Source organism: Amycolatopsis sp. NPDC104587 (assembly GCF_055583645.1).
Genome location: NZ_JBVJNO010000010.1, coordinates 212,794 through 228,267 on the forward strand (window position 1 = coordinate 212,794; position 15,474 = coordinate 228,267).

16 protein-coding genes are annotated in these 15,474 nt (G+C 70.7%); 12 read left to right on the forward strand and 4 right to left on the reverse strand.

The window, feature by feature from the left end:
* The first annotated feature begins 216 nt into the window (after window positions 1–216).
* The 5 genes from ACZ61C_RS30780 (at window position 217) to ACZ61C_RS30800 (ending at window position 3,415) form a co-directional block, all read left to right on the forward strand.
* Complete coding sequence (locus ACZ61C_RS30780) at window positions 217–852, forward strand: transporter substrate-binding domain-containing protein (RefSeq protein ID WP_465311340.1); 636 nt, start codon at window positions 217–219, stop codon at window positions 850–852.
* The gene (locus tag ACZ61C_RS30785; protein ID WP_465311341.1) at window positions 849–1,016 is read left to right on the forward strand and encodes a hypothetical protein; all 168 of its coding nucleotides are present in this window, start codon (window positions 849–851) and stop codon (window positions 1,014–1,016) included. The genes ACZ61C_RS30780 and ACZ61C_RS30785 overlap by 4 nt, the downstream gene beginning before the upstream one ends.
* 61 nt (window positions 1,017–1,077) lie before the next feature.
* Entirely contained in the window at window positions 1,078–2,454 is a 1,377-nt protein-coding gene (locus ACZ61C_RS30790) for a hypothetical protein (RefSeq protein ID WP_465311342.1), read from the forward strand.
* A 152-nt stretch (window positions 2,455–2,606) separates the two neighbouring features.
* Window positions 2,607–3,023, forward strand: a complete 417-nt coding sequence (locus ACZ61C_RS30795; RefSeq protein WP_465311343.1) for an ATP-binding protein — start codon at window positions 2,607–2,609, stop codon at window positions 3,021–3,023.
* Window positions 3,020–3,415 (forward strand): STAS domain-containing protein, encoded by a 396-nt coding sequence (locus ACZ61C_RS30800; RefSeq protein ID WP_465311344.1) that lies wholly within the window; start codon window positions 3,020–3,022, stop codon window positions 3,413–3,415. Before ACZ61C_RS30795 ends, ACZ61C_RS30800 begins: the two co-directional genes overlap by 4 nt.
* Before the next feature lie 111 nt (window positions 3,416–3,526).
* Here ACZ61C_RS30800 and ACZ61C_RS30805 read toward each other — a convergent pair whose 3' ends face one another.
* Complete coding sequence (locus ACZ61C_RS30805) at window positions 3,527–4,270, reverse strand: ANTAR domain-containing protein (RefSeq protein WP_465311345.1); 744 nt, start codon at window positions 4,268–4,270, stop codon at window positions 3,527–3,529.
* Between the two features lie 230 nt (window positions 4,271–4,500).
* Here ACZ61C_RS30805 and ACZ61C_RS30810 point away from each other — a divergent pair, with 230 nt between their 5' ends.
* Window positions 4,501–4,995: a lactococcin 972 family bacteriocin gene (locus tag ACZ61C_RS30810; RefSeq protein ID WP_465311346.1), complete on the forward strand. Its 495-nt coding sequence runs from the start codon at window positions 4,501–4,503 to the stop codon at window positions 4,993–4,995.
* Between the two features lie 55 nt (window positions 4,996–5,050).
* Here ACZ61C_RS30810 and ACZ61C_RS30815 read toward each other — a convergent pair whose 3' ends face one another.
* The 3 genes from ACZ61C_RS30815 to ACZ61C_RS30825 are packed head-to-tail and all read right to left on the reverse strand — an operon-like array spanning window position 5,051 to window position 8,576.
* Window positions 5,051–6,097 carry a polyprenyl synthetase family protein gene (locus ACZ61C_RS30815; protein ID WP_465311347.1) on the reverse strand — a complete coding sequence of 349 codons (1,047 nt, stop codon included), beginning with the start codon at window positions 6,095–6,097 and terminating at the stop codon, window positions 5,051–5,053.
* Complete coding sequence (locus tag ACZ61C_RS30820) at window positions 6,094–7,527, reverse strand: cytochrome P450 (RefSeq protein WP_465311348.1); 1,434 nt, start codon at window positions 7,525–7,527, stop codon at window positions 6,094–6,096. The genes ACZ61C_RS30815 and ACZ61C_RS30820 overlap by 4 nt, the downstream gene beginning before the upstream one ends.
* Window positions 7,524–8,576, reverse strand: a complete 1,053-nt coding sequence (locus ACZ61C_RS30825) for a terpene synthase family protein (protein ID WP_465311349.1) — start codon at window positions 8,574–8,576, stop codon at window positions 7,524–7,526. Before ACZ61C_RS30825 ends, ACZ61C_RS30820 begins: the two co-directional genes overlap by 4 nt.
* A 375-nt stretch (window positions 8,577–8,951) precedes the next feature.
* Here ACZ61C_RS30825 and ACZ61C_RS30830 point away from each other — a divergent pair, with 375 nt between their 5' ends.
* The 6 genes from ACZ61C_RS30830 to ACZ61C_RS30855 all read left to right on the forward strand — a co-directional run bounded on the left by ACZ61C_RS30830 (window position 8,952) and on the right by ACZ61C_RS30855 (window position 15,473).
* A complete protein-coding gene (locus ACZ61C_RS30830) occupies window positions 8,952–9,878 on the forward strand; it encodes a 4-hydroxy-3-methylbut-2-enyl diphosphate reductase (protein WP_465311350.1) in 927 nt (308 codons plus the stop codon).
* 23 nt (window positions 9,879–9,901) lie between these two features.
* On the forward strand, window positions 9,902–11,737 hold the full coding sequence (locus ACZ61C_RS30835; RefSeq protein WP_465311351.1) for a 1-deoxy-D-xylulose-5-phosphate synthase: 1,836 nt from the start codon (window positions 9,902–9,904) through the stop codon (window positions 11,735–11,737).
* Window positions 11,734–12,885 (forward strand): flavodoxin-dependent (E)-4-hydroxy-3-methylbut-2-enyl-diphosphate synthase, encoded by a 1,152-nt coding sequence (gene ispG, locus ACZ61C_RS30840; protein ID WP_465311352.1) that lies wholly within the window; start codon window positions 11,734–11,736, stop codon window positions 12,883–12,885. Before ACZ61C_RS30835 ends, ispG begins: the two co-directional genes overlap by 4 nt.
* A 69-nt stretch (window positions 12,886–12,954) precedes the next feature.
* Entirely contained in the window at window positions 12,955–13,263 is a 309-nt protein-coding gene (locus tag ACZ61C_RS30845; protein WP_465311353.1) for an alpha-L-rhamnosidase C-terminal domain-containing protein, read from the forward strand.
* Between the two features lie 57 nt (window positions 13,264–13,320).
* Window positions 13,321–14,640 carry an MSMEG_0569 family flavin-dependent oxidoreductase gene (locus ACZ61C_RS30850; protein WP_465311354.1) on the forward strand — a complete coding sequence of 440 codons (1,320 nt, stop codon included), beginning with the start codon at window positions 13,321–13,323 and terminating at the stop codon, window positions 14,638–14,640.
* A complete protein-coding gene (locus ACZ61C_RS30855; protein WP_465311355.1) occupies window positions 14,637–15,473 on the forward strand; it encodes an amidohydrolase family protein in 837 nt (278 codons plus the stop codon). Before ACZ61C_RS30850 ends, ACZ61C_RS30855 begins: the two co-directional genes overlap by 4 nt.
* Window position 15,474: the final 1 nt, after the last annotated feature.

Consider the following 15,474-nt stretch of genomic DNA (forward strand, 5'->3'; position numbering starts at 1 on the left):
CTGAAGTGCTTTGTCGCGAACGGATCGATCTCACCGGTGATGAAGTCGGAGCGGAACAAGCTTGAACAAGGAGACGGATTGTGCGGCGATCGCCGCCGCATTAGCAACCTGTTGTGTGCGGAGTCTCACGGCCGTGACGCGGTTTCGAGTCCGACAGCCGACCTCGGCCAAGGAAGTCGTCCCATGCGGTCCCCCCTTCGCCGTCGAAGCCGGAGAATGCTCTTCGCGATCGCCGCCGCCCTCGCGGTGACCCCCACCGGATGCACGGTGGGCAGCAGTTCCCCCACCCTCTCGACCGCGACGAACCTCCCGGTGGTGCAGTCCTTGCACGACGCGCTGCCGCAGGCGATCAAGGACGCCGGGGTGCTCCGCTTCGCCGGCGACTCCCACCCGCCCTACCGCACGATCGGCGGCGACGGCGTCACGGTCACCGGGATCGACGCCGACTTCCAGGCCGCGATCGGGCAGGTGCTCGGGGTCCGGACGCAGACCGTCGTCGTGACCGGGCTCCCGGCCGCGCTGCAAGGCATGCTGAGCAACCGCTACGACGCGTTCAACGGCCCGGTCAAGGCCACCGCCGAGCGCGAGAAGCAGTTCGACACGATCACCTGGATGACCACCCGCACGGCCTACGTGTTCCCGACCGGGTCGACCGCGGGGATCACCCGGGTCGAAGACCTCTGCGGCAAACGCATCTCGGTGGTGACCGCCAGCGTCGTCGAGGAGCAGCTGAACAAGCTGTCCCGCTTCTGCACGCAGAGCAAACACCAGGCCACGCAGACCGTCGGCCTCGACGACACGAACGGCACGTTGCCGGCCACCGCTCGGGTCGCGCGGACGCGGCGGGCATGACGGAGGCCGCGGCGATCGACGTGACGCAGAAGCAGGGCGGCTACAAGTACGTCACCCAGACCGAAGCGCAGGGGGCGAGCAAGGACGTCGGGATCATGTCCCGCTGGGGGCTCGACCAGGTATCGGTCCCGAAGCCGGTCTTCAACGCGGCCACTCCGCGGTGACCGTCCGAAAAGGACCCTCGACGCCGAAGGCGCCGGTGGGATCTTCCGACAGGAGCAGCGCATGGGCACCAGGATCACCTTGCTGGCCGCGGCCGTCGGCCTCGCCGCGACCCTGCCCGCCACCGCCCACGCGGCGGCGGCCGGAACGCCCTGCCCGGCCTCGGCGAGGTGCGTCGAGGGGCAGCTGACCGACGGCACGCCGTACGGCTTCGCCAGACCGGACCGGTGGAACGGCGCCGTGCTGGTCGACCTCGACTTCGCCGCCGGCGGCCTGGCGAGCCCGCTCACCGCGAGCCTGCTCGAACGCGGCTACGCGGTCGGCGGCACCGCGCGCACGATCATCGGCTGGAACATCGCGCAGGCCATCACCAACCAGGAGGCGGCGCTCGGCCGTTTCGAAAGCGCGTTCGGCCGCGCCCGGTACGCGATCGCCGAAGGCCGCTCGATGGGTGGCCTGGTCGCGGCGGGCGTCGCGCAGGTCCACCCCGGCCGGTTCGACGCTGCGGTCCCGATGTGCGGGGGCCTCGGCGGCTCGGTCGGCCAGTGGAACCAGAAGCTGGACACCGTGTTCACGCTCAAGACGCTGCTCTTCCGCGACACGGGCCTCCCGGTGACCGGCATCCCCGCCGACGTGCCCGGACTCCAGCAGCGGTGGATTTCGGCGATGACCTCGGCCCAGACGACCGCGGCCGGCCGGGCGCGGATCGCGCTCGCGGCGACGATCGGCCAGCTGCCGGGCTGGGGCCTGGCCGCCGACGGCGCCCCGACCCCGGTCCCGGCCGGCCACGACGTCACCGCCGTCGAGGAGGGCATGTTCCTGGCCCTCGCCGGCGGGCCGCTGCCGTACCTCGGGCAGGCGGTCAGCAGCCGCCGGGCGATCGAGCAGCTGGCGGGCGGGAACCCGTCGTGGAACACGGGAGTCGACTACGCCCGCCAGCTCGCGACGGCCGAGCCGAGCCGGCGGAACGCCGTCCGGCGGCTGTACGAGCGCGCGGGGCTCGACCTGCGCGCCGACCTCGGCCGGCTCGCCGCCGAACCCCGCGTGAGCGCTGATCCCGCCGCCGTCCGCTATCTCGAGCGCGGCATCGTGTTCACCGGCGGGCTGCGGATCCCGGTGCTGACGGTGAACGGCACCGGTGACCAGATCTCGACCGTGGCCCAGCAGCAGTCGTACGGAACGCTGGTCCGCCGGGCGGGCAACGCTTCCCTGCTCCGGCAAACCTACGTCCGGACGGCCGGGCACTGCACCTACACCACCGGCGAACAGCAGGCGGCGATCGACCGCGTGCTGACCCGCCTGCGCACCGGGCACTGGCCCGACACCACACCCCGGACGATGAACGGGCTAGCCGCGGCCGCGGACGGGGTGCCGGGGCGGTACCTGTCCTGCACACCGCCGCGGTTCAACCGGATGTACCCCGCCGTCGGCGGGTGGTGACCGGCCGCGGCTCGCCCGCCGCGGGGTCACCCGCGCGGGCGAGGACGCGGGGAATGCCGCCGGCCGTGCATGCGCCGCTCCCGGTCGGGGTAGGACCAGGAGGACCGGTCGGGGGCCGGTGACGACCGTCCCGAGCGACCCTGGGGGAGCCGATGTCCGCTGACCAAGCCGAGTCGACCGAAGCCGGAACCGCGGTTCTCGTCCTCGATGTCGCCGACGAGCTCGGAGAGCTGGCCCGGGTCCGCGCCTGGGCCCGGGCCGCCGTGCGCGACCTGGCCGAGCCGGCACGCGTCGACGTGATCGCCGTGCTCGACGAGCTGACGTCCAACGCACTGCGGCACGGCGCCCCGCCGCGGCGGGTCCGGCTGCTGCGCCGGCCCGGGCGGCTGCGGATCGAGGTGGACGACGCCTGCCGGGATCCTGCGGCGCCCCGATCGCCGTCGGACGACGGCGGTCGTGGGCTCGGCCTGGTCGACGCCTGCACGGCCGGGTGGGGGCAGGAGCGGCGGGAGACCGGCAAAACCGTGTGGGCCGAGCTCGCGACGCACGGATCGTCCGGCCCGCGGTGAGCCGGCCGGAGCACGATCCTTCGTGGCGGCCGAGCTACGACGTCACCGTGGTCGACCGCGGTGACGTCGTCATCGTCGCCGGGAGCGGTGAGCTCGACCTGGCCGCGGACCCGCTGCTCGGCGCGACCCTGGAACAGGTCGTCGCACTGGGGCGGTCCGTGGTGGTCGACTTCGGCGCGGTGACGTTCTGCGCCTCCTGCGTCCTGGGCCAGCTCGTGTACGCCGCCCGGCGCCTGCGGGAGGACGTCCGTTCGCTGGCCCTGGTGGCGACGGCGACGGCGGTCACCCGGCCGCTGACGGTGCTCGGGCTGGACCGGATCCTGACCCGGACGGACGGTCTGGCCGCCGCGTTCCGCTCGCTGGGGCTGCCGGTCGGCACCGACGTCGGATAACGGTGTTCAAGAATCGCGCGAGCCGGGTATCCGCCGGGCTGAGTCACCTCCCGTGCTTGGCGGTGATTCGGCGAAGGCGCCGGTTCAGCAGCGAGCCGGCGCCTTCGTGCTTCACCGGTCCGGCGCGGCCAAGGCGGTCTCGACGAAGTCGTGGGCGATCTCGCGGAGCTTCACGTTCCGCTCCTGCGACGCCTTGACGAGCAGCTGGAAGGCGTCGTCGGCCGGGATGCGATGCAGGGCCATCAGGATGCCCTTCGCCTGGTCGATCTCCGCGCGGGAGGTCAGCGCCGTGCGCAGCTGGTCCATGGTCTCGCGGGCAGTCTGGTGCCGGCGGGTGCTGCGAAGAGCGGCTTCGGCGGCGGCGGTGTAGAGCTCCAGCAGGGCCCCGTCGAGCGCGCCGAAGCTGTTGCCGCCGGTGTCGTACAGGTTGAGCGAACCGTGGTACTGGTGGTCGACGAACAGCGGGGCGGACAGGTAGGCGACGATCGAGGACTCGCCCGCGGCCGCGGCGAACTCGGGCCACCGCGGAGCCGCCTCGGTCACCTTGACCCGCTGGAGCTCGCCGGTCCGGGCGGCCTCCAGGCAGGGACCGCGTCCGGCGGCGTACTGCGCCTGGTCGACGTGGTGCGCGCTGTCCCCGGTCGCCGTCGCGGTGTACGGGGCGCCGTCGCGCAGCAGCGTGATGCTGGCGATCTCCGCGTCCGGCACCGCGTGCATGACCTGCCGGCACACCCGGTTAAGGACCACCAGCAGGTCGTCTTCCTCCGCGAAGGTGCCGGCCAGCCGGTCCAGTGCGGAAGTGACGTCGTCCACTCTCCGCGCGGCGTCGCGCTCGTGCAGCAGGTTGTCGTCCATCGGGCGCTCCCTCGGGTGGCTGTGTCCGGTCGTCGGTTGCAGCCTGACTTCCCAAGGTGGGGTTCTCGCCAAACGGTTTCAGCCGGTTCCACGTGGGTAAGCCTGCCGGGCGTGTCGAGGCGGCTGTTCGTGTGCCGGGCTAAACCACGAAGTGGATCTACGCGTGTACGCCTTGTAGGCAGTCAGCTGACGCGGCGTCGCAGAGCGCCGTGTCTTCAGGGAGGAGAGGCATGCCCGAGGAGTATTCGAACCCGGACCGCACTCGGCCGGACGAGCGGGTCTCCCGCCGTCGCGCACGGTGGGCCACCGCTGCCGGGGTCGCGGTGATCGCGGCCGGCGGGGTGCTGGGCGCGGCATCGACGGCGACGGCGAGCACTCCGGATTCCGGCATCCACGTCGTGGCGCGGGGAGAGACCGCGGAGGGCGGCTGGGTGGCGTTCACCGGCGTCGGTGCGGTCAAGGTCGGCGGGGCCACCGGTGGCGCGCAACCGCGAGGGGTGAAGGAGGTCGGCGGGGGCACCTGGTCGTACGGGGCGTCGGTCAACGCGATCGGGCAGAAGGTCTGCTACTCGCAGTACGAGCACCTGCAGGTCAAGCACGGCGCGTCGGTGAAGATGAACGGCAAGGCGGACGCGGACAACGGGGTCGCGCCGGGCGGGCTCGCGGCTGCTTCGCTGCACGAGTACACGACGGCGACCTGCTACACGTACTGGAACAAGAGCTGACCGTCGCGCAGCTCCGATCACGGGAGTGATCGGAGCTGCGTGGTCGCCGCCGAGGTCAGTGCCGACGTTCGATGAGGACGTTCGCCAGCTCGGTGAGCATGGCGGTGCCCGCCGGGCTCAGGTGGTCCGAGATCCTCGACAGCGCGTCGATCGCCTGAGCCGAATGAGCCGCAGCAGCCTGGCGCGTCACTTCGAGGCCGCCGGTTTCCCGGACGACACGGACCGCCATGGCCGCGGCGGCGCGGTCTCCCTGTCGAAGCAGCGTGCGAAGGGCAGGACGCTCGCGGAGCGCGTGCACCACCGGCAGCGTGTAGACGCCCTCGACGATGTCGTGTCCGGCCGGCTTGCCCAGCGCCTCGGCCGACGACGTCACGTCGAGCAGGTCGTCCACCAGCTGGAACGCCAGGCCCAGGTGATGGCCGTAGTCGGCCAGTGCGTCGGCGGCGGCCGCGGGCAGGCCCGCCGCCATCGCTCCGAGGCGGCAGGCTGCCGCCAGCAGCGCTGCCGTCTTGCCGGAGATCGCTTCGAGGTAGGACTCTTCGGTCCGGTCCACGTCGAACAGCGCGGCGGACTCGCGGGCCTGGCCTTCGCAGAGCCGGCTGAACGTGCGCGCCGCGATCGCGCCCTCCTCCGCGCCGAGGCGGGCGCCGGCCAGCAACCCCTGGGCCAGCAGGTAGTCCCCGGCCAGCACCGCGCGGATGTTGCCCTCGCGGATGTTGACGCTGTCGACGCCGTGGCGGGTCGCGGACTCGTCCATCACGTCGTCGTGGACCAGGCTCGCCAGGTGCAGCAGCTCGACCACCGCGCCGGCCTCGACCGCCCGGTCCCGCGCCCGCGGTGCCGGCGGTGGTGCCGCCGCGTAGGCGGTCGCCAGCGTGAGCAGCGGGCGCAGCCGCTTCCCGCCCCCGAGCATGCGGGTGACCACGTCGGAGACGATCAGCGGCTCGGCGGCCGCGACCTCGCCGATCCGGCCGAGGCAGCCGGCGAGGTCGGCGGCGAGGACGTCCGGGCCCGCCAGCTTCGCCACGATCCGATGCGGCGCGGACGTCATCACCCCGGCGACGTTCGCGCCGGGGGTACCTGTGTTCAGCGCAGTGCTCATGACGCTTCTTTCGTCTCGTGCGCCACCGGACATCCGGTGGGCGCGGCCGGCGGCGCGGACCGGTCGGCGACGCGGGCGACGGGTTCCGGCACCATCGGCAGCGGGCCGGTGCCCAGCGACGCCTTGGGCGCGGTGCTGATCCGGTGCCCCGGCACCGGCCGCAGCCGCCACCGCGCGACGGTCGCCGCCAGCGTCAAGGTCGTCTCGGCGATGCCGAAGTTGTCCCCGATGCACTTGCGGTTGCCGTGCCCGAACGGGAGGACGGCGTTGCGCGGCAGGTGTTTCGCCCGCTCCGGCAGCCAGCGGTCGGGGTCGTAGCGGTCCGGGTCCGGGAACATCTCCGGGTTGCGGCCGAGGAGGTAGGAGCTGTAAAAGACGGGCGTGCCGGCGGGAAGCCACTTTCCGGCGATCTCGACGTCGCGGGTCGTCGTGCGGGACAGCAGCCACGCCGGCGGGTACATGCGCAGCGTTTCGGTGAGCACACGGTCGGTGTACTGCAGGGCCGGCAGGTCGGCGATGGTGGGCAGCCGCCCGCCGAGGACGGTGCGGACTTCCTCCTGCAGCCGGTCCTCGATTTCGGGGTGGGTGGCCAGCAGGTGGAACGTCCAGGCCAGCGTGTTCCCGGTGGTTTCGGTGCCCCCGATGAGCACCGTCATCACCTGGTCGTGGATCTCCTGGTCGCTCAACCCCAGGCCGGTGTCCTCGTCGCGCTGGTTGACCAGGATCGACAGCACGTCGCCCTGGTCGACGCCGGCCCGCCGGTATTCGGCCACGGTGTGCGCGATGACCTCTCGCATCCGCGTCTGGGCCTGCGCGAAGGCGCGGTTTCCCTTGCTGGGGATCTTCTCGATCAGCGAGGTCGGCGAGATCATCCGGTGGTAGACGCCCCGCATGATCACCGGCATGCACTCGGTCACCGCCCGCACGGCGTCGTCGCCGATCCGGGTGGCGAACATGGTGCGCGCGGTGATGCGCAGCGTCAGGCCGTGCGTGATGTCGCTGACGTTGAACGCGGCCCCGGGGTGCCACGACGACAGCTCGGCGTCGATCTCCTCGGTCATGAGCTCGGTGTAGTGCGCCATCCGCGCGCGGTGGAAGGCCGGCTGCACCAGCCGCCGCTGGCGCCGGTGGCTCTCGAACCCGGAACTGACCAGGCCGTCGCCGACCAGCAACCGGGCCTTCTCGAAGAGCGGACCGCCCTTGTCGAACGTCCGCGAGTCGTTCAGCAGCCGGGTGACCAGGTCGTGGTGGCAGGCGATGTAGGCGAGCCGCGGTCCGAGCCGGAACGCCACCAGGTCGCCCTGGGCCGGCAGTGAGGTGAGAAAGTCCAGCGGCTTGCGCCGCAACAGCGGCACATGGCCGAGAAGCGGGACGCGGCCCGGCGCCTCGCCGACGGTGTAGGTGGGCGAGTTTTCTTTGACGATGGTCACTTCCACTCCCAGGTCCGGTCGTTCGCGGGGGCCGGACGGAACCGGGCCACCGGTGCGGTGAGGTCGAGCCAGCCCGACGTCGTGCCGTCCCACACCGAGCCGTCGCCGAAGTACCGGGGCGTGAGGTACTCGAACTCCTGGCTGCCGCCGATGAGCAGGTCCATGCCCTTGAGGTACGCGTGGACGTCCGCCCGCTGCCCGAGCGGGCCGGCCAGCACCCGGTCACGCGCGGCGATGTAACCACGCTCGTGGTGCTCGACGAGCTCGCAGAGGCGGTCGACCGCGGCCTGCAGTCCGCGGCCCTCCTTCTGCCACAGCACGCGCACCGCGGTCATGGTGTCACCGTCGGCGTGTTCCTTGCGCCAGGAAAGGAGGTCGTTGACCAGGATCATCTGCCGCATGGAATGCGTGTGGATTTCGACGAATTCGGGCGTTTCCCGCAGTTCGGTCATGTCGACGCCGGCGGCGTACTCGGTGAACAGCTCCAGGAAGTCGCAGCCGAAGCTGTCCTGGCGGACGGCCATGCACGTTTCGTAGTCGGGGATGTCGTCGGTGAGCTTCGACTCGATCTCCGTCGCGCAGCCGCGCAGGAACGCCTCAAGGCTCCCGACCAGCCGCTTCACCTGCTCCGGCGCGAGGCCGGCACTGATGCGCAGCCAGAGGTCGCGCGCCGCACGTCCGTACGGAAGCTTGCTGGCCAGCGCGTCCGCGTCGTCCACATCGGCCAGGATCGCGGCGAAGACCTGCCTCGCGTTGTCGTGGCTGGCGCCCAGCGCCGTCCGGTCGGAGACGAAACTGTCGATGACGGTGACGAACTGGTACCAGTCGGCGATGTTGCGCGCGCGGTCCTCGTCGGCGTGCGGCACGGTCATCGGGCCGTAGATCCCGTTGCGCTGCCGGAGAAAGTACAGCAGCGACTCTTCGTCGGCGAAGCACTCGCCGAGGAGCTTCCGCACCCAGCCGTTCGACGCGATCTCGATCTGCGCGGCCTTCGGGTGGTAGGCGTAAGGAAGAAGTCTTGGCAGCTCAGGAAGATGGAACTCCTGCACCCCGGAAACGGTGGATGTCGCAGTCATACGGTGGACCCCCATGCTCAGGCAGTACACAGATCGGCCTGCTCGATGCCGACCGATTCTGCTGACGCCGGCCGAACGGGTCCACTCCGAGCGTGCTTCCCGGAAAGGATCCGCATAGGACAGAAACCTTTCCGTGCAATGGCGACCGGGGAGAGGGCCTCGGGCACGACGGGAGTGGACGCGACTCACTCGAATGCGCGAAGGTGGACGGACGTCGGCAGCCGCGATCTGGGGTGTTGTATTTCGTGAAGTTGCCGCGCCGCACTGACTCGCATCCTCCTGACGCCGAGGCGAGGACCGAACCGCATGAACACATCGTCCACTGGGCTTTCCGCGGAACGTCGTGCTGTGGGAAGGAAAATCATCCTCGCCGAGCCTCGCGGCTTCTGCGCCGGAGTGCGGCGCGCCATCACCACGGTCGAGCGCGCCCTCGATCTTTACGGCGCACCGGTCTACGTGCGCAAGCAGATCGTGCACAACCGCCACGTCGTCGACTCGCTCGCCCGGCGTGGCGCTGTCTTCGTCGAATCCGAAGACGAGGTCCCTCCGGGGAGTGTGTGCGTGTTTTCCGCGCACGGCGTGTCCCCGGCAGTACGGGAAAACGCCGCCCGGCGCGAGCTGCGGGTGATCGACGCGACCTGCCCGCTGGTGTCCAAAGTGCACCAACAGGCCCGCCGCGACGTCCGCGACGGCAGGATCCTGGTGCTGATCGGGCACAACGGACACGAGGAAACAGAAGGTACGCGGGGGGAATCGCCCGAGCGAACGCTCGTCGTCGAGTCCGTGGAAGACGTCGCGCGGCTCGACCTCGACGACGACACCCCGCTCGCTTACCTGACCCAGACGACACTTTCCGTCGACGACACCGTGGACGTCATCGCGGCGCTGCGCGAACGGTTCACCGACCTTTCCGGGCCGCCGGACACCACGATCTGCTATGCCAGCCAGAACCGGCAGACCGGTGTCAAGTCGATGGCCCTCCGCAGCGACCTGATCCTGGTCGTCGGCGCGGAGAACTCCAGCAACTCGGTCCGGATGGTCGACGTCGCCATCCAGGCGGGCGTCCGCGCCCATCTGGTGCCCGAAGTGTCCCAACTGGACGAAGCCTGGCTCGAGAACGTGGACACGGTCGGGGTCAGCTCCGGCGCCAGCGTGCCGGAAGTGCTGGTCCAGCAAGTACTCGACCGCTTGGCAGAGGCCGGCTTCTCCGACGTGGAGATCGACTTGACCGCCGAAGAGGACGTCGTCTTCGCCACGCCCTCGGCGCTGCGATGAAGACCAAGCCAGCGAAGGAGGAGATGTCCGTGCTCGAATCCATCCGCTGTCCCGCGGACGTCCGCGCGATGCCCGCGGAGCACCTGCCCGCGCTCGCCACGGAGATCCGCCGGTTCCTGATCGACAAGATCACCCGGTCCGGCGGGCACCTCGGACCCAACCTCGGGGTGGTCGAGCTGACCATCGCGCTGCACCGCGTCTTCGACTCACCGCGGGACCGCATCGTGTGGGACACCGGTCACCAGGCCTACGTCCACAAGATCCTCACCGGCCGCGCGGGCGAGTTCGACGGCATGCGCAAGCGCGGGGGGCTGTCCGGCTACCCTTCGCGGGCCGAGTCCGAGCACGACGTCGTCGAGAACTCCCATGCTTCGACCGCTTTGTCCTATGCGGACGGACTGGCCAAGGGGTACCGGCTGCGCGGGGACGACCGCGCCGTCGTGGCGGTGATCGGCGACGGCGCGCTGACCGGCGGGATGGCCTGGGAGGCGCTGAACAACATCGCCGCCGCCCGGGACACCCCGGTGGTGATCGTGCTCAACGACAACGGCCGGTCGTACGCGCCGACCGTCGGGGGACTGGCCCGGCAGCTCGCGGCCGCGCGGATCTCCCCGGACTGTTTCCCGAAAGGTGGCGAGGACGCCTCGGCGCCGCAGGTCATGTTCGAGGAGCTCGGGCTGCACTACCTCGGCCCGGTGGACGGGCACGACCTCGAAGCCGTCGAGGCGGTGCTGCGCCAGGCGGCCCGGCTCGGCGGCCCGGTGGTCGTGCACTGCGTGACCAGCAAGGGGAACGGCTACGTCCTCGCGGAGAACGACGAGGCCGACCGGTTCCACGCGGTGTGCGGGATGGATCCGGAGACCGGCCGGCCGCTCGTGGCCGCGCCGCCGTCGTGGACCTCGGCGTTCGGTGCCGAAATGGTGAGGCTGGGGGAGACCCGGACGGACGTCGTCGCGATCACCGCGGCGATGCTGCGGCCGACCGGGCTCAGCGCGTTCGCGAAGCGGTTCCCGGAGCGTGTCTTCGACGTCGGCATCGCCGAGCAGCACGCGGTCACCTCGGCCGCGGGACTGGCGATGGCGGGCATGCGACCCGTTGTCGCGGTGTACGCGACCTTCCTCAACCGGGCCTTCGACCAGGTGCTGATGGACGTGTCGCTGCACCACTGCCCGGTGGTGTTCGTGCTGGACCGAGCCGGCCTGACCGGTGACGACGGCGCGTCCCACAACGGAATGTGGGACCTCTCCCTGCTGAACCTCGTACCCGGCCTGCGGATCGCCGCGCCCCGCGACCACGCGACACTGCGGCGGGCGCTCGACGAAGCGATGGCGGAGACGAATGCGCCGTGCATGATCCGGTTCCCGAAGGGTGCCCTGGGTGAGGACATCGCGACGATCGGCGTTCACGAAGGCATGGATGTCTTGCGCGCCGGTGCCCCTGCGGACGTGCTGATCGTCTCGGCGGGCGCGCTCACCAGGCTGTGCCTGGACGTCGCCGACCGGCTCGAAGGCCAAGGTCTCGGTGTCGACGTGGTCGACCCCCGCTGGCTCAAGCCGGTCAACCCGGGCCTCGTCGCCATGGCGGCGGAGTACCGGCTGGTCGTGACGGTCGAAGACGGCCTGCGCGCCGGAGGCTTCGGCTCGGCGGTCGCGGCGCGGCTCAGCGAAGAGAACGTGGCCACCCCCGTGCTGCGCTTCGGTGTGCCGAGCCGGTTCCTCGGCCACGGCAGCCGTGCCGAAGTCTTGGCGGAGTGTGGCCTCACCCCGGCGGAGATCGCCGGCGCCGTGGGCGAACGCATGTCGGAACTGCTGTCCTGGCGGGGCGGCACGAGCTGGGAAATGAGCGACAGCGCATCATGAAGATCGACTTGGGAACTCCCGGTTTCGCCCCGACGGTGCTGGGCAAACGCCGCAAGACCCGCCAGCTCCAGGTGGGCCCGGTCGGTGTCGGCAGCGAGCACCCGATCTCCGTCCAGTCGATGACCACGACGCTCACCTCCGACGTCAACGCCACGCTGCAGCAGATCGCGGAGCTGACCGCGGCGGGCTGCGACATCGTGCGGGTCGCGTGCCCGTCGGCCGACGACGCCGAGGCGCTGCCCGCGATCGCGCGCAAGTCGCAGATCCCGGTGATCGCCGACATCCACTTCCAGCCCAAGTACGTGTTCGCCGCGATCGAGGCCGGCTGCGCCGCGGTGCGCGTGAACCCGGGCAACATCCGCAAGTTCGACGACCAGGTCAAGGAAATCGCCCAGGCAGCCAAAGACCACGGCACACCGATCCGGATCGGGGTCAACGCCGGTTCGCTGGACAAGCGTCTGCTCGAGAAGTACGGCAAGGCGACCCCGGAGGCGCTGGCGGAGTCGGCGTTGTGGGAGGCGTCGCTGTTCGCCGAGCACGACTTCCACGACATCAAGATCTCGGTGAAGCACAACGACCCGGTGGTCATGGTCCGCGCCTACGAGATCCTCGCCGAGCAGTGCGACTATCCGCTGCACCTCGGGGTGACCGAGGCCGGTCCGGCGTTCCAGGGCACGATCAAGTCGGCGGTGGCGTTCGGGGCGCTGCTGCGCCAGGGCATCGGGGACACGATCCGGGTGTCGTTGTCGGCGCCGCCGGTGGAAGAGGTCAAGGTCGGTATCCAGATTCTGCAGTCGTTGAACTTGAAGCAGCGGAAGCTGGAGATCGTGTCGTGCCCGTCGTGCGGGCGCGCGCAGGTCGACGTGTACACGTTGGCCGAGCAGGTCACCGCGGGGCTGGAGGGCATGGAGATCCCGCTGCGCGTGGCCGTCATGGGCTGCGTCGTCAACGGCCCCGGCGAGGCCCGTGAGGCTGATCTGGGTGTGGCCTCGGGTAACGGCAAGGGGCAGATTTTCGTGAAGGGTGAGGTCATCAAGACCGTGCCGGAGCACGCCATCGTCGAGACGCTGATCGAGGAGGCCATGCGCATCGCCGAGGAGGCCGGGGAGTCCCTCGGCCAGGGCGAGCCCGTGGTCACCGCCGGCTGAGGGCGAACCAGGCAAGCATCACCACCGTGCTCACGACGAGGACGGCGCCCGCGTTGGTGAGCGGGGTGCATGGCGGCGCTCGAAGCCGATCTCGAGGCCCACCCGGGGTACGCGTCGATCACGATCGCCCCGCAGGTGCCGCCCGGCCTCGGCCACGTCGCGGCGTCGATCAACACCGTCCGCGGGGTGGTGGCGTCGGAGTGGACGCAGACCGGCTTCCGGTTCGACCTCACCGTGACCGTGCCCGGCAACTCGACCGCCACGGTCACCCTGCCGACGGGGACGCGGACCCAGGTCGGTTCGGGGGTGTCGAAGTTCAGCGCCCGCCGGATGTTAAGCGGCACCGGGGAAAGTTGTCACGCGGCGGCGCTCCGGTAATACGCCGATGTTCCGGAGGAAACCGTCCGGAAATGGTTTGCCGGTGCACTGATCGGCATGAACCTCCAGCTCGACGGCCTGCACCGGCCGGTGATCGTGGTCGGCGGCGGCCAGGCGGGACTGTCGATGTCCCACTGCCTGACCACTGCCGGGGTCGGGCACCTCGTGCTCGAACGCGAGCGCGCGGGGCACGAATGGCGGACCCGCCGCTGGGACAGTTTCTGCCTGGTCACCCCGAACTGGCAATGCCGGCTGCCCGGTTTTCCCTACGCGGGTGACGATCCGGACGGGTTCATGGTCCGGGACGAGATCGTCGCCTACCTCGAGTCCTACGTGAAGGACTTCGACGTCCCGCTGCACGAGGGTGTCGAAGCCACGCGGCTGCGGCAGCTGCCCGGCGGCGGGTTCCGGCTCACGACGTCGGCCGGCGAGCTGACCGCCGACCACGTCGTGCTGGCCACCGGCCCGTACCAGGTCCCGCTGAAGCCGCGGCTGGCCGAACGGCTGCCCGAGCACGTCGTCCAGCTGCACTCGGCCGAGTACCGGAACCCCGCGCAGCTTCCCGACGGGGACGTCCTGGTCGTCGGCACCGGGCAGTCCGGCTGCCAGATCGCCGAGGACCTGCACCTGGCCGGGCGCCGGGTGCACCTCGCCGTCGGGTCGGCGCCGCGGGTCGCCCGGCGCTACCGCGGCCGCGACGTCGTGGCGTGGCTGGACGACATGGGGTACTACGGCCGGGGAATCGACGAGTTCGCCGACGCGGACGCCGTGCGGTTCCGGGCCAACCACTACGTCACCGGCCGCGACGGCGGCCACGACATCGACCTGCGTGCGTTCGCCGCCCAGGGCATGCGGCTCCACGGCCGGTTGTCCGGCATTCGGAACGGACGGCTGGAGTTCGCCGACGACCTGCGCCGCAACCTCGACGCCGCGGACGCCGTCTCCGAAGGCATCAAGGACTCGATCGACGGGTTCATCACCCAGCGGGGGATCTCCGCGCCGCGGGAGGAACGGTACAAGCCGGTCTGGGAACCCGTCGACGGCCCGCGCGGTCTCGACGCGGAAGCGCTCTCCGCGGTCGTCTGGAGCACCGGCTTCGGCCGCGACCACCGCTGGATCGACGTCCCGGTCTTCGACGGCAAGGGGTACCCGACGCACCACCGCGGGGTCACGAGCTGCGCCGGCCTGTACTTCCTCGGCCTGCCGTGGCAGCACACGTGGGGCTCGGGCCGGTTCTGCGGGGTGGCCGCGGACGCCGAGTACCTCGCGCGGCGGATCACCGGCGGCGGCCGCGGTGACGTCCGGTGGCTCTCCGGCACGCCGGTGAGCACGTACCCGGCCGACGACGACTGGGTCGCACCGAGGACGGTCGCATGAAGTGGACGAACGACGCCCACCGCCACCTGGGCATCCTCCCGGCGTTCCCGTTCTACGGCGGCCCGCCCGTCGCGCCCGCGATCGGCAGCCGCGCGACGATCGTCGAACTGCTGTCCGATTTGGACCGCGAAGGCACCGAACGTGCTTTGGTGATCCCGAACTACGGCGTCCCGGACCCGGCGATCGCGTTCTCCTTCAACGAGCTCTGCGTCGAGGCGGCGGGCAAGGACGACCGGATCAGCGCCGCGCTGTGGGTGTCCCCGCGAGCCGAAGACGCCGGGCGCACGGAACAAGCCTTGAAGCTCGCGGGTGAGGAAGGCGTGCGAGCGCTTAAGCTCAGCTTCCTGCTGGGCGGCAAGGCATCCGACCCCGTGTGCAAGCCGCAGCTCGACAAGATCTTCGCCACGGCGAGGGAACACGACCTCGTCGTGCACGTCCACACCTCGCCGGGCGCGGCGTCGGACATCGACGAGGTCGGCAAGCTCGTCGACACCTACGCCGACGACGTCAAGCTGCACCTCGTCCACTTCGGCGGCGGGATGAGCGGGCACATCAAGCTCGTCGGCGGCCGCTTCTTCGACTGGATCGCCGCCGGGAAGCAGGTCTACACCGACCTGTCCTGGGCGATCGGCTTCACGCCCCGCTGGCTCGTTGACGAGATCTCGCGCCGTGGTATCGGCCACGACCGCGTGCTGTTCGCCTCCGACGAGCCCTGGGGTGATCACGAGGGCGAGCTCGCCAAGCTGGCCGCCGCGGCCGGCGACAGCGAGCTCACCGACCTGGTTTTCCGCGGCACGTTCGACGTGCTGTACGGACCGAAGAAAGGGAAATAGA

What these genes read in the sequence shown, in the direction of transcription:
- ACZ61C_RS30795 (WP_465311343.1), top strand. Translation starts at nt 2,607, where the DNA reads ATGTCCGCTGACCAAGCCGAGTCGACCGAAGCCGGAACCGCGGTTCTC.
- ACZ61C_RS30845 (WP_465311353.1), top strand. Translation starts at nt 12,955, where the DNA reads ATGGCGGCGCTCGAAGCCGATCTCGAGGCCCACCCGGGGTACGCGTCG.
- ACZ61C_RS30835 (WP_465311351.1), top strand. Translation starts at nt 9,902, where the DNA reads ATGTCCGTGCTCGAATCCATCCGCTGTCCCGCGGACGTCCGCGCGATG.
- ACZ61C_RS30815 (WP_465311347.1), bottom strand. Translation starts at nt 6,097, where the DNA reads ATGAGCACTGCGCTGAACACAGGTACCCCCGGCGCGAACGTCGCCGGG.
- ispG (WP_465311352.1), top strand. Translation starts at nt 11,734, where the DNA reads ATGAAGATCGACTTGGGAACTCCCGGTTTCGCCCCGACGGTGCTGGGC.
- ACZ61C_RS30805 (WP_465311345.1), bottom strand. Translation starts at nt 4,270, where the DNA reads ATGGACGACAACCTGCTGCACGAGCGCGACGCCGCGCGGAGAGTGGAC.
- ACZ61C_RS30810 (WP_465311346.1), top strand. Translation starts at nt 4,501, where the DNA reads ATGCCCGAGGAGTATTCGAACCCGGACCGCACTCGGCCGGACGAGCGG.
- ACZ61C_RS30785 (WP_465311341.1), top strand. Translation starts at nt 849, where the DNA reads ATGACGGAGGCCGCGGCGATCGACGTGACGCAGAAGCAGGGCGGCTAC.
- ACZ61C_RS30790 (WP_465311342.1), top strand. Translation starts at nt 1,078, where the DNA reads ATGGGCACCAGGATCACCTTGCTGGCCGCGGCCGTCGGCCTCGCCGCG.
- ACZ61C_RS30850 (WP_465311354.1), top strand. Translation starts at nt 13,321, where the DNA reads ATGAACCTCCAGCTCGACGGCCTGCACCGGCCGGTGATCGTGGTCGGC.
- ACZ61C_RS30780 (WP_465311340.1), top strand. Translation starts at nt 217, where the DNA reads ATGCTCTTCGCGATCGCCGCCGCCCTCGCGGTGACCCCCACCGGATGC.
- ACZ61C_RS30855 (WP_465311355.1), top strand. Translation starts at nt 14,637, where the DNA reads ATGAAGTGGACGAACGACGCCCACCGCCACCTGGGCATCCTCCCGGCG.